Origin of the sequence: Flavobacterium sp., from assembly GCF_036759525.1 — a bacterium.
Lineage (GTDB): Bacteria > Bacteroidota > Bacteroidia > Flavobacteriales > Flavobacteriaceae > Flavobacterium.
Window position 1 is genome coordinate 189,553 of record NZ_DAIOUN010000002.1, and the last position, 24,844, is coordinate 214,396.

Below are 24,844 nucleotides of genomic sequence, written 5' to 3' on the forward strand. Positions count from 1 at the left end.
TTACACACTTTAAAGTTTTAGTATCTTTGAAAAACTTTTCAACACAATGAATCCAAAAATTCGATTTTACAAAGACGAAGATGCACCCGAAATTCTTTCAATAGTAAATAACGCCATATTAAACACTACTGCCATTTACGATTATGAACCCAGAAGCCTTGAGAGTCAGATAGCACTATTGCATGAAAAAATAAACCAAGGATTTCCGGTTTTTGTGGCCACATGGAATGAAAAGGTAGTAGGTTTTGCACTCTATGGAACATTTAGACCTAAAAAAGCCTATCAATTTACAGTGGAACATTCGGTTTATGTAGCCGAAAATTGCATTGGAAAAGGCATTGGCAAACTCCTTATGGAACAACTAATTGTACAAGCCAAAAAAGACAAAATCCATTGCATGGTAGGTGTTGTAGATGCCGAAAACAAAGAAAGCCTATTGTTTCATCAAAAGTTTGGATTTACCGTTTCGGGAACCCTAAAAGAGTCCGGTTATAAATTTAACCGTTGGTTGGACTCTGTGATAGTTCAACTCATTATTGAAAATTAGCCCAAAATCCAATTTACAATTTCAGGGTCATTAGGCTGAACTCTTGGACTAATTACACGTTCTAATTCACCGTTTTCATTGATTAGATATTTTTGAAAATTCCATTCTACGGTACTATCCTGAAAACCATTTTGAGCTTTTTGAGTTAAAAATTGGTAAATCGGATGCATGCCATCTCCTTTTACGGATATTTTACTCATCATAGGGAATGTTACCCCGTAATTCTTTTGACAAAAAGCACCAATTTCTTCATTTGTTCCGGGTTCTTGACTCATAAAATCATTGGCAGGAAAACCTATAATTACCAAACCTTTATTCTGGTACTTTTCATAAAGACTTTGTAATTCTTTGTACTGAGGAGTCAAACCACATTTTGAAGCCGTATTAACAATAATTACTTTTTTACCTTTTAAAGAGGCAAAATCAAAATCACCGTCTTCAATATCTTTTACGGTGAATTCATGAATCGATTTTTTCATAACTACTTCATTTTTTTTTACTGTATCCTTTATCTTTTGCTTATTTTGAGCTTGATTTTCACAACTCGAAAGCAACAAAAATGCGAAACAAATGGTAAATACATTTTTCATAATTTAATTTTTTTTAAAAGTAGTTGAATTATTGCATTAAGAGCTTTTGACAAATCACAAAAGAATTATAAAATTAGTTTTCTTTTTTATATTGCCTTTTATATTTAAAATAAACTAGTGTAGCGAAAAGAATAAATGCAATTAAAACATACAAATATATTTTAACATTTTGCTTTTCACCTGATGCGTATGAATGCAATCCAGAAAGATGAAAATTAACTCCAAAGTAAGTCATCAAAATTGATGCAAATGCCAATACGCTCATTACATTAAAAACAAACAAACCTCTGAATGCCGGTACAAATCGCGCATGTATCACAAATGCATACACCATAATACTAATTAAAGCCCAAGTTTCTTTTGGGTCCCAACCCCAATAGCGTCCCCAACTTTCGTTGGCCCATTGACCGCCTAAAAAATTACCAATCGTTAGCATTACCAATCCAATAGTCAGTGCAAGTTCGTTAACATAAGTAATCTCTTTGATATGCAACTCCATTCGTGTTTTATTTTTGGTATTGGTAAACAAAATAAGAATCAAAGCTACAAGTCCTAAAATCATTCCTAAAGTAAATGGACCGTAACTGGCTACAATTACCGCTACGTGAATCATTAACCAATACGAATTCAATACCGGTTGTAAATTTGCTATTGAAGGATCCATCCAATTCCAATGGGCTATCATCAAAATCATTGAGGTAACAAAAGCTGCAGAGGCTACTGTGAGTTTGGACTTTCTGTCAAATGCCAAACCAAAGAACATGGTAGCCCAAGCTACATAAATCATACTTTCATAGGCATCACTCCAAGGGGCATGACCGGAAATGTACCATCTTAAAATTAAACCGGCCGTGTGTAATAAAAAGAAAAATCCAATCAGATAATGAAAAAACAGAACGGTATAATTAACCGCTTTATTTTTAGGTTTGAAAATTTGAACGATAGTAAAAATAAGCATCAGTACACCGGCAAGCATATACAAATAAAACAGCCTTTTAAAAATATCGTATTTATTATACGTAATCTCTGCTTGGATTTTCTCTTTGGAGGGTTTTACAGTGCCTCCATACTTTTCCTGAAATTTAGAGATTCCTTCTAAGATGTCATTGGCAAGTTTGTAATCTTGCTTTTGAGTTGCTTCTTGAAGGGTTTGCATGTATACCGGTAAAATTTTATTCAACATTTTAAGCTCAGTTTCTTCATATTCATTAATTTCAAGATAAGAAACCCATTTGTTGTTTTCATCAAAAGGAACCGGGAATAAACGTAAAATACTTCCACTTAAAGCAGCATTAAGCAAAACTACTTTTTTATCGGTTTCAATAAAATCCTTTTGAAATTGATTTGGTATGGCAGCATTGTAGGATTCATCCAAATATGGAGTAAGTTTGTAATTTCCTTTGGTATCAAAAAAATCTACAAATGAAGCATACTTTGCATCTTTAGAGATTCCTAAAATGGACCGTATACTATCATTCCCTCTTTTCAAATAGACCAATGGAACTTCTACCCAAGCACTGGGTATTTGTGACATAGAAAGAAAAACCTGATCTGAAGTGTAAGAATTGTAATGATCCGATTTGCTTACTTTTCGCAATAATTCCGAAGAAAAAGTATTAACCGGCTTCATTCTACCACCCTGGTCTTGAATGACCAATTTCCCAAAATTGGCTGCATGCTCAGCCGAAGGAATATGAGTGGCAATAAATTTTTCAACTTCTGCTTTTGTAGGTCTTTGATGTTGGTGTCCCTCTTGGGCTTGAACAGAAAACAAACTTAAAAACAAGAACAAGGTCATCAAAGCAGTCTTTTTTTCTTGAATCTTTGCCATTTTGCGTTTAATATCGGCAAATCGAGTGTTTTTATCAAAAAGGATAGCCATCAAAGCAATATAAAGTAAAAAGTATCCAATGTATGTAATCCAAGTTCCCCAGAAATCATGGTTAACAGACAAAATGGTTCCTTTTTCATCTTTATCAAATTGGGCTTGAAAAAAACGATACCCTCTGTAATCTAAAATATTATTCATGTAAATCCGAGCTTCTTTTTGATAGTCTTTATCCAAAACGGTTACTTTACTTTCAAATGCAGAATAGCTATTCATTGTCCCCGGATAACGAGAAGCAATAAAATCGTTCAATTGAATTTTAAAAGGAAGTTCATAAACTTTGCTGCCATAAAACAAGGTAAAATCTAAATCACCCAATGTTATAGATTGAGGCTGCCCCATTTGACCTTTTGAACCAATTAAAGTTACTTCTTTTGTTTCTCCATTGGCTTCAACTTCAACTATTAGTGCATCATCGGTTATTTCATCTTTCCAATTGTTATTGGATTTCCATATTTTTTTACCTGTAATGGGAAGTTCCGGAAGTACAAATTGGGTACCTGCCAAAGCATACAATGACCTGAATTCTAATTTTTGTAGTGAATCTTTAATAACCAGACCCTTTTTTTGGTCGGCCATTCGCATAAAATCGCCACCAAAAGCCGATTGAATAAAATAGGAATCTCCTTTTTCAATGATATTAATTGCTCCTTCAGTGGGTTTGTTAAAAGCATAAAGTAAACCATGTATACTCTGAATTTCGCCTTCTTTCAAATAATGCTCATGTCTCACTCCTTCTCCGGATTCTACAAGTTTAAGGTAGGTTTCACCTTGCGGATTGGGCTCTATGGTTTCTGTGGCGTTCATGATAAAATCTTTGTATCGTACCACAAAAGTTTTGTCACCAAACTTATCATTAATCTTGAAACTATTTGAGGCCGCTTGAGATAAAATCAATGGTTTTTCAATAGTTTTTCGCTTTGTGGCACCTTCGTATACTCCATCTGTTAAAACGGTAAGAAAAGTGCGATCTGAATAAAATCTACTTTCTGCTGCACCTTCTCGAATGGGCATAATTCCTTCAAAACTGATGTAACGAGTAATAAAAGCTCCCAATAAAATAAAAATGAAAGACAAATGCACCAAAAGCGTAGCCCATTTTTCTTTCTTCCAAAGTTGATATCTTTTGATATTTCCAAAAAAATTCAACATGAAAAACAACATTATAAGCTCAAACCACCAAGCATTGTAAATCCAAATTCGAGCAGTATCAGTATTGTAATAGCTTTCAATAAAGGTTCCGGCTGCCATAGCCGCAGCAAATCCTAAAAATAATAGTGCCATCAAACGAGTTGAAAATAAGATGGAGAGTAACTTTTTGAACATCAGTTAAAAATTTAGTGATGCAAAAATACTTCAAAAAGAAAGATCGAACTATTATTTTAATCAAATTTTAAAGATTGATTGAGCCTCAATTTTGATGTTGAAAAGAGAAACGAATTTTTCCCGTCAAATTTTACTATTTTTGGCTTATGAAATCGATTGTTATACTAGGTTCCGGCAATGTGGCTCATCATTTTATCAAGGCTTTTACCGAAAATCCTGTGGTACAACTCATTGGACATTTTTCCAGACAAAAAAAGGCTACCTTAAATTTGCCAACCTATGCAAAACACACTTCAAATTGGGATGAAATTCCGGAAGCTGATGTTTATTTAATTTGTGTCTCTGACGATGCAATTGAAGAAATTTCAGCAAAAATTCCTTTCAAAAACAAATTGGTTTTACATACATCGGGAAGTAAAGCTTTAACAAGCCTCAATTCGAAGAACAGACGGGGTGTTTTGTATCCGCTACAAACCTTTTCAAAAGAAAAAGAAATCAATTTTAATACGGTACCTCTTTGTTTGGAGACCGAAAATGAAAAGGATTATGAAATTTTGGAAGACATCGCAAAATCGTTATCCAAAAACTATTACAATATCAATTCAGAGAAACGAAAAGCCCTTCATGTAGCAGCCGTTTTTGTTTGTAATTTTGTAAATCACCTTTATGTTTTAGGAAAAGAATTGTGTGATTCCAACGCAATTCCTTTTACAGTTTTACATCCTTTGATTGCAGAAACTGCTCAAAAAATAGAATTTATGTCACCCGAAATGGCTCAAACAGGACCGGCAAAACGCAATGACACCCAAACCATTGAAGCCCATTTAGCCTATTTACAAAACGAGAATCAAAAACAAATTTACCAACTTTTGACCCAATCTATTCAAAATCATGTCCAAAAGCTATAAAGAAATTATGAATCAAATAACCACATTTATTTTTGATGTGGATGGCGTTTTAACCGATGGATCTGTACATGTAACACCAACAGGAGAAATGTTAAGAATAATGAATATACGTGATGGCTTTGCCTTAAAAGCTGCTATTGAGAGTGGCTATCAGGTAGGCATTATATCCGGAGGTTACAATGAAGGCGTTAAAATTCGTTTGAAAAACTTGGGCATTACATCCATTTATTTGGGATGCCCGGATAAAGTTGAAACTTTTAGAGAATATTGCCTTGATAACGGCATAAACCCGGAGGAAGTTTTGTATATGGGTGATGATATTCCGGATTTTCATGTTATGCAAAAGGTAGGATTACCTACCTGTCCGCAAGATGCTAGCCCTGAAATTAAATCCATTTCTACATATATCTCTCACAAAAATGGTGGTAAAGGAGCTGTTCGAGATGTTATTGAACAAGTTATGAAGGTTCAAGGAAAATGGCATTTGTATTACAATGGCAAACACGATTAATTAAAAACCTTATGAAGTACCTCCTATTAGTTCGCTATAAAAATCTACTTTTATTATTAGTAATGTTTCTTGTTTTTAAATTCGGATTTCTGGATTTACAACATATACCATTAGCCCTATCTAACGCTCAATATTCGCTTTTAGTTTTAAGCATTCTTTTTATCACTGCCGCCGGTTATGTTATAAATGATATAATGGATCAAGAAACAGACGCCATTAACAAACCCAATCGGGTTATTATTGAGAAAAGTATAACCGAAAACCAAGGATATACTATTTATGTAGTTTTAAATTGCATTGGGGTTGGACTCGGTTTTTGGGTTTCAAATCTTATAGATAAAGGCGGACTCTCCACTTTGTTTATTTTTTCGGCTGCGGCTTTGTATTTTTATGCCACATCTCTAAAACAAATGCCTGTTGTAGGTAATCTCACAGTTGCATTTTTAGCCTCATTGAGTTTGTTGATGGTTGGAATTTTTAACCTTTATCCGATTCTAAATGAATCCAATTTTTCATCTATTCAAGTAATATTTGGTATTATTTTTGACTACTCTATTGTCATGTTTTGGGTACATTTTTGTAGAGAAATTTGTAAAGATATAGAAGACCTCGAAGGTGATAAAGCTCAAGGAATGAGAACATTACCACTGGTATTTGGAGTAAAAAGAACAGTAGTACTACTCATCGTATTACTAACGGTACTTTTTGGTCTCATTTTAAAGTATATTTATTCAAATTTGATAGCATTTGAATTGTATGGAGCAGCCTTATATGTTTTAATTTTTATAGAAGGACCCCTATTGTTAAGTGGAATTCATTTAATTAAAGCCAAGTCAAAGGATGAATTCAAATCTATTAGTACCCTTTTAAAATGGTTACTCTTTTTTGGAATTTTATCTATTTGGATTATTACTTTAAATATAAAATACAACAATGGAAACTGATTTATTTAAAAACTATCATATCATTTTAGCTTCGGGTTCTCCTAGAAGACAAGAGTTTATGAGAGAATTGGGCATTCCATTTGAAGTTCGATTAAAACCAATAGAAGAGTTGTATCCCGATTCACTTTCCAGTCAATCGATAACCGAATATTTATCAGAATTAAAAGCAGAAGCTTTTTCAAATGATTTAAAAACAAACGAAATTCTAATTACCAGTGATACCTTGGTCTGGCATGAAAGTAAAGCATTAGGAAAACCCAAGAACACAAATGAAGCTTTTGAAATGCTTTATGCATTATCCGGTAAAACTCATGAAGTTATTACTTCTGTTACTTTAAAGAGCATTTCTAAATCGAAGACATTTACCGAAATAACAAAAGTGACTTTTGATGATTTAAAACCGGAAACTATCCGTTTTTATATTGAAAACTACAAACCATTCGACAAAGCCGGAGCCTACGGCATTCAAGAATGGATAGGTTTAATTGGAATAACAAAAATTGAAGGTTCCTACACTAATGTTGTGGGAATGCCCATGCAACGTGTTTATAGTGAGTTGATTAATTTTATTTCTTAAAATTATGGAATTTTTTAAACTGTACATCAAACAAGAAATTGCTACCGGAATTGTAATTTTGGTTGTAATTATTTTACGATTACTCATTGCTAAAATTGTTAGACGATTTGCCAGAGTAAGTGAAATCATTGAACATCGCACTAATTTGGTTATCAAGTATTTCAACATTTTAATTGGAATCATTGCTCTCATTGTACTATTTGTAATATGGGGGGTGAAACCACAAAACATAATACTTGTTGTATCTTCTATTTTTGCAGTTATTGGTGTGGCCATGTTTGCTCAATGGTCCATTTTGAGTAATGTAACATCCGGTATAATTTTATTCTTTTCGGCTCCGTTTAAAATTGGTGATTTTATCAAAATTCACGATAAGGATTTTCCCATAGAAGCCGAAGTCGAAGATATTCGAGGCTTTCATACTTACTTGAGAACCAAAGAGGGAGAACTCATTACTTACCCTAATAGTTTATTATTACAAAGAGGAATTTCGGTATCTAAATACGCTTCAGAAAACAAAGAGTTTTTTGATTAATTACAAGCTCAAAAAAGGGAAAATGCCTAAATTTATTTCAACAAAAATCTTGGTCTGCTATTTTCTCTTGGGTAGTTTTTGGGTTTGTGCACAAGTTCCCAAAAAAGAGGTTGATTCGGTAAAATTGAGTTATGAAAAAATTGAAAACTACTCCAAAAAAAGTAAATTCACCTCTTTTTTGCATAAGCTCATATTTAAATCAACAGAAGTTAAACCAAAGCAAAACCTTAAAAAATCAAAAACCGAAAAACACCAAAATTTTGAAGGTAAAATTATTCGTAAAATCCATATTAAAACCTTAGATCCATTTGGATTTTCAGAGACAGACACGAGCAAAAACCCCAAACGTTTTCTATCCAAATTTGGAAATCAAATTCATATTAAAACTCAAAATTTTGCTATAAAAAACTTGCTGCTAATTCATCCAAACGACTCATACGATAGTCTTTTAGTTAAAGAATCTGAGCGATTAATTCGAAGTCAACGTTTTGTAAGAAGAGTTGCTTTTCGTACCCAGCCAATAGCAGAAAACTCAGACAGCCTAGATATTTACATAAATGTTTTGGACTCATGGAGTTTGATTCCCAATGCCACCTTTACCCCTTCTAGAGCCACTTACGAATTGACAGAGCGTAATTTTCTGGGAATGGGCCACACTTGGGACAATACCTTTAGACAAAACCTTGATGATAAAAAAAATGCCTACTCCACTTCCTATCGTATTCCAAATATTAAAAACACGTACATTACAGCAGGAGTAAATTACAACATTGACTTATTAAACAACTATACCAAAAGTGTGGCCATTGAGAGACCTTTTTTCTCTCCATTTGCCCGATGGGCGGGTGGAGTTTTGGCAGAATCAAAATTTAGAAGAGATAGTTTACCTGATTCCGAATCTAACTATGCCATGCAAAACTTCAAGACCGGAACAGTAGAACTTTGGGGTGGATTTTCTACTCAAATAAATAAAGGAAAGACTGAAGTTGACCGGATAACAAACTTAATTACAACGGTTCGGTTTCTAAATGTTAACTATTTAGAGCAACCGGATATGCTATACGATCCTGAAATGTTTTTTAGCAGTGAAAAGTTTTGGTTAACTGGTATCGGTATTTCATCCCGAAAATTCGTGCAAGAACAATACGTGTTTAATTTTGGCATACCCGAAGACATTCCGATAGGTAAATATTACGGAATTACAGGAGGTTATCAAGTGAAAAACAATACTTCAAGAACCTATTTTGGGGTTAGAGCTACTTTGGGAAATTATTTTAAATGGGGCTATTTTAGTACCAATTACGAATACGGTACTTTTTTTAACAACAACAAATCTGAGCAAAGTGCTTGGGTTACCCAAATCAACTATTTTACACCGTTAATGGAGTTGGGAAAATGGAAGGTAAGACAATTTTTTAAAAGCAACATTATTTTGGGGAGCAACAGAATAGATTCTGAAGGTGATTTTTTATCCATTAATGAAGATGCCGGTATACAAGGTTTTAATGTGCCTAAATTTTTAGGAACTAAAAAAATGGTTTTTTCCTTTCAAACACAAAGCTATTCTCCATGGAATTGGGCCGGATTTAGGATGAGTCCGTTTTTTAATTATTCACTTGCCTTTTTAGGAAATTCTGACTTCGGATTTACCAAAAGTCAAGGCTATTCAAAAATTGGCATTGGTATGATACTAACCAATGATTATTTGGTATTTAATTCTTTTCAAATTTCTTTATCCTTTTTTCCAAAAATTCCTTTACAAGGCGAAAATATTTTTCAAACCAACTCTTTCAAGACCAGTGATTTTGGCTATTTGGACTTTGAAATCAACAAACCTAGGGTAGCTACTTACCAATAAAAACCTTAAAAAAAAGTGAGATATTAAAAATTCCTGCCCCAAAAACAAGTATAAAATACCCAAAAAAGGGTATGTGGATTATGACATTCAAGCGACTTTGAGGAATCGTAACATTTTTGTTAAATATCTTTTAAATAAAAAGTCAGGCTTCTCTAAATTAGTATATTTGATTTGTACGAAATTCTAAAGCATGAACCGAATAGCTCAACTGTTCTTTTGTTTTTTTTTATTATTTTCACCTTACCTTTGGTCTCAAAAGCCGGAAAAACCCTCTGCAGTAACTATTTACGAACAAATTCAAAAGTTAAATTTTTTGGGTTCTGTTCTCTATGTAGCGGCTCACCCTGACGATGAAAACACGCGTTTAATTTCTTATTATGCCAATCATGTAAAAGCCCGTACAGGTTATTTATCCTTAACACGAGGCGATGGGGGTCAAAATTTAATTGGCACTGAACTCAGAGAACTCTTGGGAGTCATTCGAACTCAAGAATTATTGGAAGCCCGTAAAATAGATGGTGGGGCTCAATTTTTTACACGTGCCAATGATTTTGGATTTTCAAAAATTCCGGATGAGACATTACAAATTTGGAATAAAGAACAAGTTTTAGAAGACATGGCTTTCATTATTAGAAAATTTAAGCCGGATGTTATTATTAACAGATTTGACCACCGCTCACCCGGAACAACACACGGGCATCATACCTCATCTGCTTTGCTTTCAATCGAACTTTTTGATAAATTAAATGATCCTAATTATTTCAAAGAACAACTAAAATACACCACTACATGGCAACCCAAACGACTCTTTTTCAACACTTCATGGTGGTTTTATGGCGGAAGAGATAAATTTGATAAAGCCGATAAAAGTAAACTCATAGCACTTGATATAGGAGTTTTTAATCCATTAACCGGAATGTCAAATCAAGAAATTGCAGCTTTAAGTAGAAGCAGACATCAATCGCAAGGCTTTGGAAGTACTGGAACTCGGGGTGAAGAGGTAGAATATTTAGAGCATATCAAAGGAGAACCCAGTTCCAATCAAAAAGATATTTTTGACGGAATAGATGTATCGTGGAATAGAGTTAAAAATGGTAAAGAAATTGGGAATTTAATTCAAAAAATAGAACAAAATTTCAATTTTTCAAATCCCTCTGCCAGTATTCCAAATTTGATTGAAGTTTACCAAAAAGTTCTAAAATTAGAAGATAAACATTGGCGGGAAATTAAATTAGAGGAGCTAAAAAATATAATTTTAGCTTGTTCGGGTGTATTTATAGAAGCCGTTGCTCAGGTTCAATCTGCCACACCAGGAAGTACCCTAAAAGTTAAATTAGAAGCCGTCAATCGCAGTCCGTTTAAAATTACCATTCAATCAATTGAAACGTTTCCGCATTCTAATCCAAATATTCAATCTATTGTATTAGAGAACAACAAACCTCAGTTTTGGGATATCGATTTAAAAATTGATGAAAATCAAGATTATACTGCACCATATTGGCTCAAAGAACAGGGAACCGATGGTATGTATTCTGTAAACAATCAGGAAAATATTGGTTTGCCCGATATTATTAGAACTACCAAAGTTATATTCAATCTTTCTTTTAATAATATCATTATTCCGGTTGAAAGAGAAGTAATTTACAAATACAACGATGAAGTAAAAGGGGAAGTATATAAGCCTTTTGATATTGTTCCGGCTGTAACTACATCTATTTTGGATAAAGTGAAAATTTTCAATTCACAATCTCCCAAATCTGTGGGTGTTAAAATAAAATCAGGTCAAGATAACCTTGATGGATTTGTTTATTTGGATGCCTCAAAAGAATGGAAAATTGTTCCCGATAAAATTGCATTTTCAATTGCAAAAAAAGGGGATGAAAAAACCGTATATTTTGAAATTACACCCCCAGTAAAATCTGATGAAATTGAAGTTTCAAGTTACGCCATAGTAAATCAAAAAAAATACACCAAAGAACTTATCACTATTCAGTATGATCACATAAACCAACAACAGGTTTTATTGGACTCCAAAGCAAAATTTAACAAATTAGATATTCAAATTAAGAATGAAAAAATAGCCTATCTCATGGGAGCCGGTGATGAAGTACCGGTATATCTAAGTCAGATGGGTTATGAGGTAACATTAATCAAACCGGAAGAAATTACATTAGCGTATCTAAATCCGTTTCAAACCGTTATTATTGGAATTAGAGCCTATAACACCGTGAATGAACTAGCCTACAAGCAAGAGATTCTATTTGAATTTGTAAAAAATGGAGGAACTCTTATCGTTCAATACAACACCACTGGGAAACTCACTGTTAAAGAGTTAGCCCCATACCCTCTCAAAATATCTCGAGATCGGGTAACCCAAGAAGATGCCCCGGTAACACTTTTGGAACCTGAGCATAAAGCCTTAAACTTTCCCAATAAAATAACTTCCAAAGATTTTACCGGTTGGGTACAAGAACAAGGTTTGTATTATCCGGATGAATGGGATGAGCGTTTTGTTCCTTTGATAGCCTCTAATGATTATAAAGAAACCCCTAAAAAAGGAGCTTTACTTATAGCAAACTATGGAAAAGGATATTATATTTACACAGGCTTAAGTTTCTTCAGAGAATTACCGGCAGGTGTATCAGGAGCTTATCGATTGTTTTCTAATTTGATATCCTTAGGAACAAAACCTTAATTGTATGACACAAAAGAAAATAGTTAGCATAAAAAATATATTCATTGCCATGCTTTTAATCAATGCGTTTTACATATTGGTTTTTTATTTTATTATGAAAATTTACTCCTAATATGCAAACAATCGATTGGATTATACTCATTTTTACCTTGCTCTTTATAGTGTTTTATGGAGCTTGGAAAACCAAAGGCAGTCAGGATGTAAAGGAATACATTTTAGGCAATAATGAGACCAAATGGTGGACCATAGGAATTTCTGTAATGGCAACTCAAGCTAGTGCTATAACATTTCTCTCTACTCCCGGACAAGCTTTTCATGACGGAATGGGATTTGTTCAATTTTATTTTGGACTGCCTCTTGCCACATTGATTATTTGCTTGTTTTTTATTCCGATTTATCACAAACTAAAAGTTTATACCGCATATGAGTTTTTAGAAAACAGATTTGATCTCAAAACCAGAAGTTTGGCAGCTGTTTTATTTTTGGTTCAACGGGGATTAGCTGCCGGTATTACTATTTATGCTCCGGCAATTATACTCTCTTCTATTTTGGGATGGAATTTAAATTGGTTAAATTTTATAATTGGTGTACTTGTAATCATTTATACGGTTTCAGGAGGAACGAGAGCGGTAAATGTAACCCAAAAACAACAGATGTTCATCATCATGGTTGGGATGTTTTTTGCCTTTTACCTCATTTTACAATACTTACCTAAAGAAGTAACGTTTTCCAATGCATTACAAATTGCCGGTGTAAACGATAAAATGAATATTTTAGATTTCTCGGTAAATCCAAACAGTCGATATACATTTTGGAGCGGAATAACCGGAGGTGTTTTTTTATTTTTGTCCTATTTTGGAACCGATCAATCTCAAGTTCAGCGGTATTTATCCGGAAAATCCGTTAGAGAAAGTCAGTTAGGATTAATATTCAATGGCTTTTTAAAAGTTCCTATGCAATTTTTTATATTGTTAACCGGTGTGTTAGTATTTGTCTTTTTTCAATTTAATAGAGTACCATTAAACTTTAATCCATCGGCACAAAAAGCAATCGAAAAATCTGAATATAAAGAGGAATATAAGCATCTGGAGGAAAATTTATATTTCATACAAGAAGAAAAACAAAGGGTTACCCTTGCCTATGCTGAACAACTCAATATAGATGTAGACAATCCCGCTTTGCGTAAAAGAATCATTGCTTTAGCGGAAAAAGAAAAAAATATTCGAGAAAAATCAGCTGAGTTAATTAAAAACATCAAACAAGAATCTAACGATAAGGATTATGTCTTTATTCATTTTATCTTAAATTATCTTCCCAGTGGGTTGATAGGACTACTATTGGCCGTTATTTTATCGGCGGCCATGTCTTCTACGGCTTCAGAACTTAATGCTCTATCTACAACAACAGTAATTGATATTTACAAGCGAAATTTAAAAAGTGATAAATCAGACAAACATTTTGTTAGAGCTTCAAAATTTTTCACACTTCTTTGGGGTATCATTGCTATTTTATTTGCCTGTTTTGGAACTTTAGTAGAAAATTTAATCCAATTGGTTAATATAATTGGTTCAGTCTTTTACGGAACCATTCTTGGCATATTTCTTGTGGCTTTTTTTATCAAATACATCAAAGGAAATGCAATCTTCTATGGCGGTTTGATAAGTCAGATTTTGGTATTTGTTATTTATTACAACTACATCCATATTTATCCTTCCGGTAAAGAACTTTTAGGATATTTATGGCTCAATGCCATAGGCACCGTTATGACTATTACATTTGCTTTGGCTATCGAAACTATGTCGAAACCCAAATCCAATTAAAATTATCATGTCAAAAAAAATTTGGGTAATACTTTTATTCCAATTTCTTTATTTGGGGTTACGAGCTCAAGAAGTTACGGTATTAGATGCTTTGACTCATGAGAAACTCGAAGCAGTTACCTTAAACACACAGCAACCCAAAGTATCTGCTGTATCCAACAGTCAGGGTATAGTTCGCATTGACTCCTTTAAAAACTTAAAGAAAATTTATGTTCGGATTTTGGGGTATGAAACTCAAATTTTGAGCTACAATCAAATTGTAAATGCAGGAAATAAATTATACCTAACTCCAGAAAGTACTTCATTAAATGAAGTTTTAGTATCTGTTTCAAAATGGGAAGAGACGCGTAAAAGAGTTCCCAATTACATGACCACATTTAAGCCCAAAGACATAATCTTAAACAACCCCCAAACGGCGGCCGATATGGTAAATGCTACCGGTAAAGTTTTTATGCAAAAAAGTCAACTGGGTGGTGGCAGTCCGATGATTCGGGGTTTTGCAACCAATAGGGTTTTGATAAATGTAGATGGTATTCGAATGAATAATGCTATATTCAGAAGCGGAAATATTCAAAATATAATTTCTATAGACGCCAATAGCATTCATAATCTGGAAATCATATTAGGACCCGGAACCGTAATTTATGGAAGCGATGCCATTGGTGGTGTAATGAATTTTTATACTCTTGAACCCAAAATTAATCCCGAAAATTATGAATCCTACAGTGGCAATGCATTGAGCAGATGGTCATCGGCAAACAATGAAAAATCATTGCATTTTGATTTAAATGTAACACAAAAAAAATGGTCTTTTTTAACCTCGGCAACCTTTAGTGATTATGACGATTTACGTATGGGAACAAATGGTCCAAGAGCCTATACCCGACCCGATTTTATTCAAACAGTTAACGGAATTGACGAAATAGTCGAAAATTCTAATCCCAATAAACAAATCACATCGGCCTACAGCCAAACCAATTTTATTCAAAAAATTCGTTTTAAACCAAGCGAATCTTTTGATTTCATTTATAATTTTCATTACTCCGAAACCTCCGATTTTGCACGATACGATCAACTTTTAAGAAGACGAAACGGAAATCTACGTTTTGCCGAATGGTATTATGGCCCCCAAAAATGGATGATGCATCATTTTAAATTAAATATTTTAAAATCTACAAAGTGGTATGATAAAGCCTTATTTAATGTAGCTTATCAAAAGTTTGAGGAAAGTAGAAACAATCGAAATTTTGGGAGCTCCATTCGCAATCGAAATTTTGAAGAAGTTGATGCCTATTCGGTTAGTTTTGATTTTATCAAACGTTTTTCAGACCAACATAAAATGTCCTATGGCGTTGAATACATTTTAAATGATATCTCTTCTATTGGGAGAATCGAAAATATAGAAACGTTAAACTCTACACCTGCTCCATCCAGATATCCCAATGGTTCAAATTGGCAATCTCTAGCCGCTTATTTTCAGTATGAAAACAAATTGAGTAATCGATTTACTTTGCAATCCGGATTCCGGTTCAATCAAATTTGGCTCGATGCCCAATTTGATCAAACTTTTGTAAACTATCCCTTTGAAAAAACCGAAATCAATACCAGTGCTTTCACGGGAAGTTTTGGTTTTACTTATCTTCCCAAGGAAAAAACAGCTTTATTTTTTAATTTAAGTACGGCTTTTCGATCACCTAACATTGATGATATCGGAAAAACGTATGAAAGTACACCTGGTAATGTAGTGGTTCCCAATCCTAAACTTTCTTATGAATATGCCTATAATGCCGAAATAGGTTTACAACAAAAAATAGGTTCTCATATCGGAATAGATATCGCAACTTTTTACACTTATGTGGTAGATGCTTTAGTACGACGAAATTTTCAGTTTAACGGAGAGGATACTCTTGAATTTCAAGGAGAAATGAGTCAAGTTCAAGCCATTCAAAATGCAGCTAATGCACGAGTATATGGCTTTCAAGCCGGAATTAATGTCGATTTATTACCCACTTTACAATGGAAATCAAATTTGAATTGGACCAAAGGAGAAGAAGAATTAGATAATGGAGAAAGGGCTCCTTTGAGACACGCAGCTCCTTTTTTTGCTGACACCCGACTCACACTGAAAAGCAAACATTGGACACACGAATTGGTTACTTTTTTCAATTCAAAAATAAAGTTTAAAGATTTGGCCCCTTCAGAAATTGAAAAAGAATACCTCTATGCCACCGATTCAAATGGGAATCCTTATGTCCCGTCTTGGTATACTCTCAATTATAAATCGGTATTCAAACTCAATTCGTCATGGACTTTTTCCGGTGGGATTGAAAACATTACAGACATAAGATACCGGCCCTACTCCTCAGGAATTACAGCTCCTGGAAGAAATTTTATATTGGCTGTAAAAACTTCATTTTAAAAAAAAAGCCTATCAGAGATAGGCTTTAATATAGTTGTATAAAAAAGATTCTTATTTTTTACTCCATTCTGCAATACTGTCTTTATTCATTTTTACATAATCCGCATTACCGGCTTTTTCTGCCGCTTCAAGTGAGATCTTTGCCGTTTCAATAGCACCGGCTTTATCTCCATTTTTAGCTTGTATTAATGATTTCAAACGATTATACCAAAAAGGTGTTCCCTTAGCTGCCGTCATCTCAACGGCTTTGTTAACATATTCTAAGGCTTTAGCCATATCACCATTAGATTGATAAAAATATTGGGCAGATGAAAAATAATCACCAGCAGATGGCCCGGCCAAAACCTTATCAATACTAGCCATAGCTAACTTTTTAGTAGGAACTTCTATTTTGACAGCAGCTAGTGTTTTTTCCCAAGCAAACTCAAGATGAAAGAAATCATTGTCTACGTTATTTAAGGATATAGTAAAAGTCTCAACCGCTCTATTTAAAACTTCAGGTTTAACATTGACACGTGCAGCCACTTTGGCTTCATCAAATTTTTCCGGAGTTCCCCAATTCTCTGTATCGGTATAAAAAATAACTTCCCAATTATCTGCTTTCGGAGTTACAAATAACGCATACTTCCCTTTTTTAAGCGTTTTGCCATCTACTGTTACATCGTCACTAAAAGTAATCATGGAATTCTGATTGGCTCCGGTTCTCCACATTTTACCAAAAGGAACCAAATCACCAAATACTTTTCGACCTTTTGCACTTGGTCTACTGTAATCAATCTCAATTTCAGTCAATCCTACTGTTTGTTCAAAATTAGCTCTCGGACTCGCGGCAGGCGTTTTAACTTGAGCTTGAGCCATGGTTAGACCTGATACAAAAAATAAAGTAATAAAAAATTTTTTCATAGTTGAATTCGTTTTGTTTATTTTCCAAAATTACATTTTCAAGTCGGGAATAACTGTTAAAAAAAATATAAATACATTTTATTTTGTTTAACTTTAATAAACAAATATTAAACAATTTTATACCTTTACCAAAAAAAATGAAAATATATACTTTACACACAAAACAAAACCTACCTATTTCCCTTGATGAGGCTTGGTCATTTTTATCCGATCCTAAAAATCTCAAAACGATTACACCTGATTATATGGGTTTTAATATCCTATCAGGTGCTGACCGTGAAATGTATCCCGGCCAAATCATACAATATATTGTGACCCCTGTTCTAGGAATTCCAACCAAATGGGTTACTGAAATTACGCATGTTGTAGACAGAAAATACTTTGTAGACGAACAACGATTCGGTCCCTATGCACTTTGGCATCACAAACATTTTTTAAAGGAAATTCCGGGTGGTGTAGAAATGGAAGATATTGTAGATTATAAAATTCCGCTGGGAATTTTAGGTCAAATGGTGCATCCCATCTTGGTAAAACCAAAGCTAAAAGAAATATTTGACTACCGTCAAAAAAAATTAATTGAACTTTTTGGAGAATATAAAGGATAAACGATGAAAAATATTTTATTAATTGGCGGTTCATATGGAATTGGAAAAGCTATTGCTCAATTGATGCAATTTGATTGCAACATTTATATCGCCGCACGAACCAATGAACAAATTTCAGATTTAAGAGTAAATTACATCCCTTTTGATGCATCAATTGATACGTTAGACAGCTCACAACTACCTGCTGTTTTAGATGGATTGGTTTTTTGTCCGGGTAGTATTAATTTACGCCCTTTTAAAGGCATAAAACCTGAAACTTTTGAAAGTGATTTACAAATTAACTTTATAAATATGGTAAAAGTTGTGCAAACCGTTCTCCCGCAATTAACGGCTTCAGAACAAGCGAGTATCGTATTGTTTAGCAGTGTTGCGGCGAGTATGGGAATGCCTTTTCACACCAGTGTTGCCGCTGCAAAAGGTGCCATTGAAGGATTTGCTAAAGCTTTAGCAGCTGAATATGCTCCGAAAATTCGCGTAAATGTGATTGCCCCCTCGTTAACCGACACCCCATTAGCGGATAAATTTTTGAATAATGACGTAAAAAAAGAAAAATCGGCAGAACGTCATCCCTTAAAGCGTTTTGGACAACCGGAAGATTTGGCTCAAATGGCCGAGTTTTTATTAAGTAACAAAAGTACTTGGATTACGGGACAAATTTTTCATGTAGATGGAGGAATGTCAACTTTATTAGTAAATGGTTAACTTTAACCTATTACCAATTACCATTAACCCATTACCCAACTTATGACTATTTTCTGGTTTCGTAGAGATTTACGTTTAGATGATAATATCGGGCTTTTTCATGCTTTGAATAGTAATGAAGAAGTGCTTCCCATTTTTATTTTTGATGAATCAATTTTAACACAATTACCAAAAGATGATGCTCGGGTAACTTTTATACACGATTGTCTCTCCACTATTCAATATCAATTAAAGGAAATCGGAAAATCACTGGCTGTTTTTCATGGAACACCCATTGAAATTTTTCAAAAATTAATTCGTGAACAAAAAATAAATGCGGTTTTTACCAACCACGATTACGAACCGTATGCTCGCAAAAGAGACAAAGAAATTTATCAGCTATTTAAAGAAAATGAAATTGAGTTTAAAACCAGTAAAGATCAAGTAATTTTCGAAAAAAGTGAAGTGGTTAAGGATGACGGATCACCTTATGTGGTTTATACTCCGTATTCCCGAAAATGGAAAGAAAAGTTTAAAACGATTCCGTTAGTGCATTACGAATCCGAAAAAAAAATAAATAAAATTACAAATCACTCCTACCCTTTTTTAAGTTTAAAAGAAATTGGTTTTGAACCTTCTCCTATCAAAGTCGCTCCCTTTGATATTTCAGATAAATTAATTTCGAATTACGAAGCTACTCGAAATTTTCCGGCTGTTAAGGGTACTTCTATGCTTGGGATTTATTTACGCTTTGGGGCCGTTTCTATCCGAAAAATGATAGCAAAAGCCATTGAAAATAAAAACGAAACCTTTTGGAATGAACTGATTTGGCGGGAATTTTTTATGCAAATTTTATGGCATTTTCCGCATACAATCAACAAAAGTTTCAAAGAAAAATACGATGCCATTCGTTGGAACAATAACGAAACCGATTTTAAAAATTGGTGCGATGGTAAAACAGGTTACCCAATTGTAGATGCCGGCATGCGGGAATTGAATACAACCGGACACATGCATAACCGCGTTCGGATGATTGTCGCCAGTTTTTTATGCAAACATCTTTTAATCGATTGGCGTTGGGGCGAGGCTTATTTTGCTTTAAAGCTATTGGATTACGAACAAGCGAGTAATGTTGGAAATTGGCAATGGTCGGCCGGTTCAGGGGTTGATGCCGCACCCTATTTCAGAATTTTTAATCCGACAGAGCAAATCAAAAAGTTTGATAAAGATTGGAAATACATCAAAAAATGGGTGCCGGAAGTAGAAACTTCTGCGTATGCCAAACCTATTGTTGACCACAAAGAAGCGAGAGAACGTTGTTTGAAAGTGTACAAAGAAGCCGTTGGATAAATAAATCAAAAAAATGAACATTGTATGGTTCAAAAGAGATTTGCGATTATTCGATAACGAGGCTCTCTTTCGAGCTTTGGAATCGAATGAGCCCACGCTTTTACTTTACATTTTTGAACCTTCGCTATTAAATGACCATCATTACAGTCCACGCCATTTTGATTTCATCAAACAATCGTTGGAAGACCTTCAAAAGCAATTAACATCCTATCAAACGGAAATTTTAATTATTGAATGTGAAGCGGTTGATGCGTTTGAAAAAATCAATCAAATTCACACCATTTCCACTCTTTATTCACACCAAGAAACCGGAATTAAACTCACTTTTGATAGAGACAAAGCGGTTTCACGTTTTTGTCAAAAACATCAAATTCAATGGAAAGAATTCATCACCAATGGTGTCAAACGAGGTTTATCCAATCGAAAAACGTGGCGTGATGATTGGGTTGAATTCATGGAATTACCGCAATTTCCTTTTCAACCCAAGTCAAATTCTTTTATAACTCAAAATGAGTTTGAAAAAATAAAGGCCGCTTTCAAAACGGTTTCACTTTCTACTCCAAAAAATACCCCTTTTCAAAAAGGTGGCACTACAACCGCTGTTCGGTATTTAAAATCTTTTTTGGAGGAACGAGTCGCTAATTACAGTCGGCATATTTCTAAACCGGAATTAGGACGACACAGTTGTAGCCGAATTTCACCCTATATCGCTTGGGGAAATCTTTCGATTCGACAAGTGGTTCAATTGAGTATGCAATTCAGGGCTCAAAAGAAAAACGTGCGACAAATTGATAATTTTACTTCCCGTTTGCGGTGGCAAGCTCATTTTATTCAAAAATTTGAGATGGAATGTCACATGGAATTTATAGCCGTAAACAAAGGCTATCGCCATCTGAAGCAAACGGTTATTCCAGAATTCCATCAAGCTTGGGTGGAAGGAAAAACGGGCGTTCCACTTGTAGATGCGTGTATGCGATGTTTGAATACAACCGGCTATTTGAATTTTAGAATGCGAGCTTTGGTGGTTTCGTTTTACACCCATCATTTGTTTCAACCTTGGCAAAATTGTAGTCCGCATTTGGCGAGACAATTTTTAGATTTTGAACCGGGAATTCATTATCCGCAAATTCAAATGCAAGCCGGCGTTACGGGAATCAATACCTTACGAGTATATAATCCGGTGAAAAACTCGTATGAACACGATCCGGAAGGGATTTTCATACGGAAATGGGTGCCGGAACTTGCCAAAATTCCAACAGAATTTATACATGAACCCTGGAAATTAACTCCAATCGAACAAATGCTGTATGATTTTGAAATGGGTACAGATTATCCTTTTCCCATTGTTAACTTAGAAGAAGCTCGTCGTTTTTCAAGTGATTTTTTCTGGTCGATGCGAAAAGAAAAAGAAGTCAAAAAAGATAGTTTTCGCATTATCGAAAAACACACCCTGCCCGACAGAGAAGCTCAATAATTTAGTGTTTTATAAAACGAATTTTTTCAAAACTCAATTCATTAAAATGCGATATCACTTTATCCGCTAATGAATAATCTTGCATTTTGGAATGAAAACTATCGTAACCCACACAGTAAATTCCGGCAGCTTTGGCAGCCATAATTCCGTTGGTGCTGTCTTCAATCACTATACAATGTTCTACCGAAGTTTGAGCCAATTCGGCTGCTTTTTGAAAAATGGCCGGATGCGGTTTTGATTTCGGAAAATCTTCTCCTGAGACTTTGTGCGTAAAGTATTTATTTAAATCAAATCGGTTAAAAATGCGTTGAATAGTTACATTGGCTGAAGACGAAGCCAAAATCAATTGCATGCCGTTTTGATGTAACTCTTGGATTAACTCTTCCACTCCATCCAACAAATACAAATCTTCTTTTTGGTCAAATGCGTCATTGAAGAGGTTTCTTTTTACTTCAACTAAATCCAATACATCTTCTTTCAAACCATAAACGGACTTTAGTCGTTCGTAAATATTTTTGGTCGAATTTCCGGTAAACGAAGCATACATTTCCGGCGAAACATCAATGTTTAATTGCTTAAAATGTTGTTGATACGCAAAATGATGCACCGGTTCGGTGTCAACGATTACGCCATCCATGTCGAAAATTACGGTTTGTATCATTAAGATTGTTGAGTTTAGATTTAAAAATGGAACGCAGATTTTTCGAATTAGCTAAAGCTAAACGCGGGTCCTGATAGCTATAGGGACAGATTTTGTTCGCTTTGCAAACGCGTTTAAATATTATTTATTTTTTGAACATAGATTTTAAAAATCTATAAAATTCTGAAAATGCCATTAATTGGCTAATTGACTAATCGACAAATTGCCTCATTGGTTTTTCTTCAACAAATACTTCACTACTGTTTCGGCAGCATGCAAACCAAACAAGCACGGCATCCAACTGTTGGTTCCGTAAAACGATTTTTTAAAATTGGTTCCGTCGGTCATTTTTAAACTGGATTCATCCGGCATTTCGGTAGAATACACCGCTTTGATTCCCGATGAAATCCCTTCTTTTTTCAATCGCTTACGGATGTTTTTGGCTAGTGGACAATATTCGGTTTTACTGATGTCGCGAACTTTTACTTTGGAAGCTTCATATTTACCTCCTGCTCCCATATTGCTGATAACTTTTACCTTTTTGCGTTTGGAAGCAATCAATAAATTGAGTTTTGGTGTAATGCTATCGATGCAATCCAATACATAATCAAAATCTTCGGTTACCAATTCATAGGCTCGTTCAGGAGATAAAAACTCTTGCACACGGGTTAGATTCAATTCGGGATTGATGTCCATCAAACGGTCGCCTACCACGTGCACTTTGGGCATTCCCACGGTAGAATGTAAAGCTGGTAATTGTCGGTTGATATTCGTAATATCTACCGTATCGCCATCCACTATGGTCATGTTCCCCACGCCGGCACGAGCGAGAAACTCGGCTGCAAATGAGCCTACTCCACCAAGTCCAACGACCAAGACATTGGCGTTTTTTAAATTGTTTAATCCTTCTGTTTTAAATAAGAGCTCTGCTCGTTCTTGCCATTTAGCCATAATCGGTTGTCGGTTGTCGGTTGTCGGTTTTCATAAATTTCGTATAAAAACCTTTTCGAAATTTGTTTTAATAATCGACTTTATTTCTTCAAATTCACAATTTTTATAGTTTGCTGCTAAAGCATAAACTTCTTCTAATGATTCTTCAACGGTATCGGTTTCCAGAAAAAATCTATCGTTGGGTACCAATTGAAAAATGGTTTTTAACTCCGGATTTCGCAATAAATATTTTCCGAAGGAAAGATAAAATCCGTTATCCAAAAGTTGTTTTGCAATTTGCTCATTTTTGGAAAATCCGTGAATAATCAGGGGAACTTTAATGTTTAGTTCTTTTTTGATTTGGATAATTTCCTGAAAAGCAGCAACACAGTGCAAAACTAATGGTTTTTGGCATTTTTCTGCTAAAAAAATTTGGGCTTTGAATACATTTATTTGAGTTTCTAATGGAATTTCAATGCGTTTGTCTAATCCACATTCACCTAAAGCGAGGCAATTATTTGAAGCTAATTTTTCTTCAATTATTTGTAAATCAACATGCAATCTTTCTTCATTGATATACCACGGATGAATTCCGATGGAATAAAAAGGTATTTTTTCATCAAATTCCCAAGGGTATTGATTGACCAATTCGAGAATGTATTCTTGGTTGGTATATTTGTGGGTATGAAGGTTGAAGAGTTTAGACACGGATTTCACGGATTTTCACGGATTACTAATTTCACGAAGCAAAAAAATAAACTTATTTCTTAAACGCCTTTACCCCTGCTTTTATTTCTACTTTTAAATCGTTTTCTTCTGGAACAATTGGGCAGGAATATTTTTCATTATAGGCACAATACGGATTGTAGGCTTGGTTGAAATCAACGCTCCATGTTTTTCCTTTTTGAATTTCGAGGTCAATATAGCGGCCACCACCATAACTTTCAACACCGGAAGTAAAGTCGGTAAAAGGAAGAAACAAACTGTTTTTGTAACCCGGTTTTTTAGAAAATTCTACATTTTGATAAACGTTTAATTGGCATGGAATTCCGTCGATTTCAAAGTGTAATTCACCATATTTTACATACAAAGGTCTGCGGGAAGTAGTTGTTTTCATTTCAAACGGTTTTTCTTTTTTGGTACGTTTGAAAGTAGCCTTCACAAAGTATTTTTCACTTATTGGAAAAAATTCCAATGCTTGAAAAACAGCCCAGTCTTTTTTCTTAAGCGGACTTTTGGTTGAATCAGCGTAATGTTCATTCATGTTTTTTTGAAATTGAATGACAGAATCGCGTTCAAATTGTTGTAGGGAAAAAGCGAGTTGCGAGAATAAAAAAAGAAAGAAAACGTTTTTCATGATTGTGTTTTTACAAAAATAGTGAAATGATGGTTATTTTTTGATTGAAATTTAAATACTGAATTTCTGGTTGACTTCTATATTTCAGGATTTCCTAGCCCGGATAGCAGTGGAAAGCCTTTTGCAGGACACGACTATTTTTTGTTAAAATAGAAAAGCGACCAAAGAGAGCTCTTTCTATTTTTTTCAAAAAAAGGAGTGAACCAAAAAGCTTGTAACGAATAGCCGGAATAGCTTCTGAAAATTTAGCATCTTTTGACTGGAAATTAGCATTTTTTAAAGCCGT

General features: G+C 34.3%; 21 protein-coding genes. 14 read left to right on the forward strand and 7 right to left on the reverse strand.

All coding sequences use genetic code 11. From position 1 onward, the window contains the following. Positions 1-46 precede the first annotated feature (46 nt). Positions 47-547 (forward strand): GNAT family N-acetyltransferase, encoded by a 501-nt coding sequence (locus V7M80_RS02595; RefSeq protein ID WP_333693816.1) that lies wholly within the window; start codon positions 47-49, stop codon positions 545-547. On the opposite strand, the gene V7M80_RS02600 is transcribed toward V7M80_RS02595, so the two are convergent. After that, on the reverse strand, positions 544-1,137 hold the full coding sequence (locus V7M80_RS02600; RefSeq protein WP_333693818.1) for a glutathione peroxidase: 594 nt from the start codon (positions 1,135-1,137) through the stop codon (positions 544-546). The two genes, V7M80_RS02595 and V7M80_RS02600, sit on opposite strands and share 4 nt — an antisense overlap. Before the next feature lie 73 nt (positions 1,138-1,210). Beyond that, positions 1,211-4,351 (reverse strand): cytochrome c biogenesis protein, encoded by a 3,141-nt coding sequence (ccsA, locus tag V7M80_RS02605; RefSeq protein ID WP_333693820.1) that lies wholly within the window; start codon positions 4,349-4,351, stop codon positions 1,211-1,213. A 146-nt stretch (positions 4,352-4,497) separates the two neighbouring features. On the opposite strand from ccsA, the gene V7M80_RS02610 reads away from it, so the two are divergent. The 9 genes from V7M80_RS02610 to V7M80_RS02650 all read left to right on the forward strand — a co-directional run bounded on the left by V7M80_RS02610 (position 4,498) and on the right by V7M80_RS02650 (position 16,618). Next, complete coding sequence (locus tag V7M80_RS02610) at positions 4,498-5,259, forward strand: Rossmann-like and DUF2520 domain-containing protein (RefSeq protein ID WP_333693822.1); 762 nt, start codon at positions 4,498-4,500, stop codon at positions 5,257-5,259. Beyond that, entirely contained in the window at positions 5,243-5,770 is a 528-nt protein-coding gene (locus V7M80_RS02615; RefSeq protein WP_333693823.1) for a KdsC family phosphatase, read from the forward strand. Before V7M80_RS02610 ends, V7M80_RS02615 begins: the two co-directional genes overlap by 17 nt. Positions 5,771-5,781: 11 nt before the next feature. After that, complete coding sequence (locus tag V7M80_RS02620; RefSeq protein WP_333693824.1) at positions 5,782-6,714, forward strand: geranylgeranylglycerol-phosphate geranylgeranyltransferase; 933 nt, start codon at positions 5,782-5,784, stop codon at positions 6,712-6,714. Beyond that, the gene (locus V7M80_RS02625; protein ID WP_333693825.1) at positions 6,704-7,291 is read left to right on the forward strand and encodes a Maf-like protein; all 588 of its coding nucleotides are present in this window, start codon (positions 6,704-6,706) and stop codon (positions 7,289-7,291) included. The genes V7M80_RS02620 and V7M80_RS02625 overlap by 11 nt, the downstream gene beginning before the upstream one ends. Before the next feature lie 4 nt (positions 7,292-7,295). Continuing rightward, positions 7,296-7,826, forward strand: a complete 531-nt coding sequence (locus tag V7M80_RS02630; RefSeq protein WP_333693826.1) for a mechanosensitive ion channel domain-containing protein — start codon at positions 7,296-7,298, stop codon at positions 7,824-7,826. Positions 7,827-7,848: 22 nt separating this feature from the next. Then, complete coding sequence (locus V7M80_RS02635) at positions 7,849-9,684, forward strand: hypothetical protein (RefSeq protein ID WP_333693828.1); 1,836 nt, start codon at positions 7,849-7,851, stop codon at positions 9,682-9,684. Positions 9,685-9,874: 190 nt separating this feature from the next. After that, positions 9,875-12,379: a PIG-L family deacetylase gene (locus V7M80_RS02640; protein WP_333693829.1), complete on the forward strand. Its 2,505-nt coding sequence runs from the start codon at positions 9,875-9,877 to the stop codon at positions 12,377-12,379. A gap of 113 nt (positions 12,380-12,492) precedes the next feature. Next, positions 12,493-14,199, forward strand: coding sequence for a sodium:solute symporter (locus tag V7M80_RS02645; protein WP_333693831.1), 1,707 nt, complete (start codon positions 12,493-12,495; stop codon positions 14,197-14,199). A 7-nt stretch (positions 14,200-14,206) separates the two neighbouring features. Next, a complete protein-coding gene (locus V7M80_RS02650; protein ID WP_333693833.1) occupies positions 14,207-16,618 on the forward strand; it encodes a TonB-dependent receptor in 2,412 nt (803 codons plus the stop codon). A gap of 51 nt (positions 16,619-16,669) precedes the next feature. On the opposite strand, the gene V7M80_RS02655 is transcribed toward V7M80_RS02650, so the two are convergent. Further along, positions 16,670-17,521 carry a DUF2911 domain-containing protein gene (locus tag V7M80_RS02655; protein WP_333693835.1) on the reverse strand — a complete coding sequence of 284 codons (852 nt, stop codon included), beginning with the start codon at positions 17,519-17,521 and terminating at the stop codon, positions 16,670-16,672. Positions 17,522-17,658: 137 nt separating this feature from the next. Between V7M80_RS02655 and V7M80_RS02660 the strand changes: the two genes are divergently transcribed. The 4 genes from V7M80_RS02660 to V7M80_RS02675 are packed head-to-tail and all read left to right on the forward strand — an operon-like array spanning position 17,659 to position 21,631. Then, positions 17,659-18,126: an SRPBCC family protein gene (locus tag V7M80_RS02660; protein WP_333693836.1), complete on the forward strand. Its 468-nt coding sequence runs from the start codon at positions 17,659-17,661 to the stop codon at positions 18,124-18,126. Positions 18,127-18,129: 3 nt separating this feature from the next. Further along, complete coding sequence (locus V7M80_RS02665; protein ID WP_333693838.1) at positions 18,130-18,828, forward strand: SDR family NAD(P)-dependent oxidoreductase; 699 nt, start codon at positions 18,130-18,132, stop codon at positions 18,826-18,828. 42 nt (positions 18,829-18,870) lie between these two features. Then, positions 18,871-20,157 carry a cryptochrome/photolyase family protein gene (locus V7M80_RS02670; RefSeq protein WP_333693840.1) on the forward strand — a complete coding sequence of 429 codons (1,287 nt, stop codon included), beginning with the start codon at positions 18,871-18,873 and terminating at the stop codon, positions 20,155-20,157. 13 nt (positions 20,158-20,170) lie between these two features. Beyond that, positions 20,171-21,631: a cryptochrome/deoxyribodipyrimidine photo-lyase family protein gene (locus V7M80_RS02675; protein WP_333693842.1), complete on the forward strand. Its 1,461-nt coding sequence runs from the start codon at positions 20,171-20,173 to the stop codon at positions 21,629-21,631. Between the two features lies 1 nt (position 21,632). Here V7M80_RS02675 and V7M80_RS02680 read toward each other — a convergent pair whose 3' ends face one another. The 4 genes from V7M80_RS02680 to V7M80_RS02695 all read right to left on the reverse strand — a co-directional run bounded on the left by V7M80_RS02680 (position 21,633) and on the right by V7M80_RS02695 (position 24,558). Continuing rightward, positions 21,633-22,292, reverse strand: a complete 660-nt coding sequence (locus V7M80_RS02680) for an HAD family hydrolase (RefSeq protein ID WP_333693844.1) — start codon at positions 22,290-22,292, stop codon at positions 21,633-21,635. Positions 22,293-22,499: 207 nt separating this feature from the next. Then, the gene (locus V7M80_RS02685; protein ID WP_333693846.1) at positions 22,500-23,222 is read right to left on the reverse strand and encodes a tRNA threonylcarbamoyladenosine dehydratase; all 723 of its coding nucleotides are present in this window, start codon (positions 23,220-23,222) and stop codon (positions 22,500-22,502) included. 30 nt (positions 23,223-23,252) lie between these two features. After that, the gene (locus tag V7M80_RS02690) at positions 23,253-23,909 is read right to left on the reverse strand and encodes a TatD family hydrolase (protein WP_333693848.1); all 657 of its coding nucleotides are present in this window, start codon (positions 23,907-23,909) and stop codon (positions 23,253-23,255) included. A gap of 52 nt (positions 23,910-23,961) precedes the next feature. Further along, positions 23,962-24,558, reverse strand: coding sequence for a DUF1684 domain-containing protein (locus tag V7M80_RS02695; protein ID WP_333693850.1), 597 nt, complete (start codon positions 24,556-24,558; stop codon positions 23,962-23,964). Between the last annotated feature and the right edge of the window lie 286 nt (positions 24,559-24,844).

What these genes read in the sequence shown, in the direction of transcription:
- V7M80_RS02595 (WP_333693816.1), top strand. Translation starts at nt 47, where the DNA reads ATGAATCCAAAAATTCGATTTTACAAAGACGAAGATGCACCCGAAATT.
- V7M80_RS02600 (WP_333693818.1), bottom strand. Translation starts at nt 1,137, where the DNA reads ATGAAAAATGTATTTACCATTTGTTTCGCATTTTTGTTGCTTTCGAGT.
- ccsA (WP_333693820.1), bottom strand. Translation starts at nt 4,351, where the DNA reads ATGTTCAAAAAGTTACTCTCCATCTTATTTTCAACTCGTTTGATGGCA.
- V7M80_RS02610 (WP_333693822.1), top strand. Translation starts at nt 4,498, where the DNA reads ATGAAATCGATTGTTATACTAGGTTCCGGCAATGTGGCTCATCATTTT.
- V7M80_RS02615 (WP_333693823.1), top strand. Translation starts at nt 5,243, where the DNA reads ATGTCCAAAAGCTATAAAGAAATTATGAATCAAATAACCACATTTATT.
- V7M80_RS02620 (WP_333693824.1), top strand. Translation starts at nt 5,782, where the DNA reads ATGAAGTACCTCCTATTAGTTCGCTATAAAAATCTACTTTTATTATTA.
- V7M80_RS02625 (WP_333693825.1), top strand. Translation starts at nt 6,704, where the DNA reads ATGGAAACTGATTTATTTAAAAACTATCATATCATTTTAGCTTCGGGT.
- V7M80_RS02630 (WP_333693826.1), top strand. Translation starts at nt 7,296, where the DNA reads ATGGAATTTTTTAAACTGTACATCAAACAAGAAATTGCTACCGGAATT.
- V7M80_RS02635 (WP_333693828.1), top strand. Translation starts at nt 7,849, where the DNA reads ATGCCTAAATTTATTTCAACAAAAATCTTGGTCTGCTATTTTCTCTTG.
- V7M80_RS02640 (WP_333693829.1), top strand. Translation starts at nt 9,875, where the DNA reads ATGAACCGAATAGCTCAACTGTTCTTTTGTTTTTTTTTATTATTTTCA.
- V7M80_RS02645 (WP_333693831.1), top strand. Translation starts at nt 12,493, where the DNA reads ATGCAAACAATCGATTGGATTATACTCATTTTTACCTTGCTCTTTATA.
- V7M80_RS02650 (WP_333693833.1), top strand. Translation starts at nt 14,207, where the DNA reads ATGTCAAAAAAAATTTGGGTAATACTTTTATTCCAATTTCTTTATTTG.
- V7M80_RS02655 (WP_333693835.1), bottom strand. Translation starts at nt 17,521, where the DNA reads ATGAAAAAATTTTTTATTACTTTATTTTTTGTATCAGGTCTAACCATG.
- V7M80_RS02660 (WP_333693836.1), top strand. Translation starts at nt 17,659, where the DNA reads ATGAAAATATATACTTTACACACAAAACAAAACCTACCTATTTCCCTT.
- V7M80_RS02665 (WP_333693838.1), top strand. Translation starts at nt 18,130, where the DNA reads ATGAAAAATATTTTATTAATTGGCGGTTCATATGGAATTGGAAAAGCT.
- V7M80_RS02670 (WP_333693840.1), top strand. Translation starts at nt 18,871, where the DNA reads ATGACTATTTTCTGGTTTCGTAGAGATTTACGTTTAGATGATAATATC.
- V7M80_RS02675 (WP_333693842.1), top strand. Translation starts at nt 20,171, where the DNA reads ATGAACATTGTATGGTTCAAAAGAGATTTGCGATTATTCGATAACGAG.
- V7M80_RS02680 (WP_333693844.1), bottom strand. Translation starts at nt 22,292, where the DNA reads ATGATACAAACCGTAATTTTCGACATGGATGGCGTAATCGTTGACACC.
- V7M80_RS02685 (WP_333693846.1), bottom strand. Translation starts at nt 23,222, where the DNA reads ATGGCTAAATGGCAAGAACGAGCAGAGCTCTTATTTAAAACAGAAGGA.
- V7M80_RS02695 (WP_333693850.1), bottom strand. Translation starts at nt 24,558, where the DNA reads ATGAAAAACGTTTTCTTTCTTTTTTTATTCTCGCAACTCGCTTTTTCC.